Origin of the sequence: Rudaea sp., from assembly GCF_036383415.1 — a bacterium.
Lineage (GTDB): Bacteria > Pseudomonadota > Gammaproteobacteria > Xanthomonadales > Rhodanobacteraceae > Rudaea.
Window position 1 is genome coordinate 1 of record NZ_DASVOK010000383.1, and the last position, 2109, is coordinate 2109.

Annotated in this window: 2 protein-coding genes; both read left to right on the plus strand. The window is 67.0% G+C overall.

From position 1 onward, the window contains the following. The first annotated feature begins 103 nt into the window (after positions 1 to 103). Positions 104 to 1222 carry an alanine racemase gene (gene alr, locus VF497_RS14155; RefSeq protein WP_330889815.1) on the plus strand — a complete coding sequence of 373 codons (1119 nt, stop codon included), beginning with the start codon at positions 104 to 106 and terminating at the stop codon, positions 1220 to 1222. 150 nt (positions 1223 to 1372) lie between these two features. After that, entirely contained in the window at positions 1373 to 1918 is a 546-nt protein-coding gene (locus tag VF497_RS14160) for an ECF-type sigma factor (protein ID WP_330889817.1), read from the plus strand. Positions 1919 to 2109: the final 191 nt, after the last annotated feature.

Consider the following 2109-nt stretch of genomic DNA (forward strand, 5'->3'; position numbering starts at 1 on the left):
TCGCTTCGATTCCCGATTCCCCACTTCTTTGGCGCAGCGGCGAATCTCGCGCCACGTTGCGCTCCCGATTGCCGATACCCCATTCCCGATTGCCGGCTCCGGCATGAGCCGCGCGACCACCGCCACGATCCATCTCGGCGCGCTGCGCCGCAACCTGGCGCGCGTGCGCGAGCGCGCACGCGGGGCCAAGATCATGGCCGTGGTCAAGGCCGACGGCTACGGCCACGGCCTCGAACGCGTCGCACGCGCCTGTGCGGACGCGGATGCACTCGGCGTCGCCGCGCTCGGCGACGGCCTGCGCCTGCGTTCGGCCGGCAACCGCCAGCGCATCGTCGTGCTGTCCGGGCCGGACGAGCCGGGCGATCTCGCCGAGTTCCGCCGCCTGCAGCTCGACGCGGTGATCCATCACGAATCGCAGCTCGCCTGGCTCGCCGCGGACCGCAGCGCATCGTCGAAAATCGGGCGACCGCTGCGCGTCTGGCTCAAGATCGACACCGGCATGCACCGGCTCGGGTTCGATCCGCAGAACATTGTGGAAATTTATACAAAACTGCAGGCACTGCCGAATATCGATCCCGACATCGTGCTGATGACGCACTTCGCCGCTTCCGACGAGTTCGACAACGGCCTCACTGCCGCGCAGATCGCGCGCTTCAAAGAGGCGACCGTCGAACTCGCCGGGGCGCGCGCGTTGGCGAACTCGGCCGGATTGCTCGGCTGGCCGACGGCATTCGATGCCGGGGCTGCGCGTGAGGATGGCTGGGTGCGAGTCGGCGGCCTGCTCTACGGTTTGTCGGTGGTCGAGGGCAAGATCGGCGCCGACCTGGGCTTCGAGCCGGCGATGACGCTGTCGACGCGCATGATCTCGGTCAAGCAGGTGCAGAAGGGCGAACGCATCGGCTATGCGGCGACCTGGGAATGCCCCGAAAACATGCCCATAGGCGTCGCCGCGATCGGCTACGGTGACGGCTATCCGCGCAGCGCGCAACCCGGTACGCCCGTGCTCGTCAACGGAGCGCGCGCCGCGATCGTCGGTCGCGTCTCGATGGACCTGGTCACGATCGACCTGCGCAACGTGTCGGCCGCGCAGGTCGGCGACCGCGTGACACTGTGGGGCTCGGAACTCCCCGTCGAAACCATTGCCGCGCATGCCGGGACGATCAGCTATGACCTGACCTGCGGCATGACGCGCAGGGTGCTGTTCGTCGAGGATGACCGTTAGCAGGATTGGTTGAAATGTGATGCATTTGGCGGAAATCGCGAGATGCAGACCGCGTGATTTTCGCTGCAAACATGCGATGGTGCACATCTGAGAGAATGGTACCGACCGCGCATCTGCGCGGTCGGGGGCGGAATCCAGCGTGCACCGGCGATGAGCGAAGTCACCCAACTCTTGCAGCGTACCAGCGCGGGCGATGCCGCCGCGCGCGAACCCTTGTACCGCCTGCTCTATCCCGAGCTGATGCGGCTCGCGCGCAGCCATCTGGCGCGCGCCGGCACGCTTTCGCTCGACGCGCCGGGCCTGCTCCACGATGCCTACCTGCGCCTGACCGCAAACCAGCTTCTGCCCGACACCAACCGGCGCGTGTTCTTTGCCTACGCCTCGCGCGTCATGCGCAGCGTCATCGTCGACTACGTGCGCGAACGCAATGCGCAGAAGCGCGGCGGCGGCGTGCAGAACGTGACCCTGACCGCCGGCCTCGCCGAGACGATCTTCACCGAACATTCGGTGACCGAGATCGAGCGTGCGCTCGTAGCGCTCGAGAGCCTCGACGCGCGCGCCTACCGCGTGGTCGAGATGCGTTACTTCGCCGGCCTGACCGAAGAAGACATTGCCGGAGTGCTCGAGGTCTCCGTACCCACGGTCAAGCGCGACTGGCGCAAGGCGCGTGCGTTCCTCTATGGGCAGCTGTGTTGATCGCCGGGTGACACGCGCGACCGCCAAATTGCGTCTTGCAATGCACGGGCGATGAACGTGCCGGGGGGCGCAGTGAGCGAAGACATTTCCGACGGGGAAGGCGGTGCGCGCGAAGCGTGGCACGAGGCCATGCGCGTGTTCGACGATTGGGCCGACGCGGATGCGCCACGCCAGGCGCAGCTGGTCGCCGC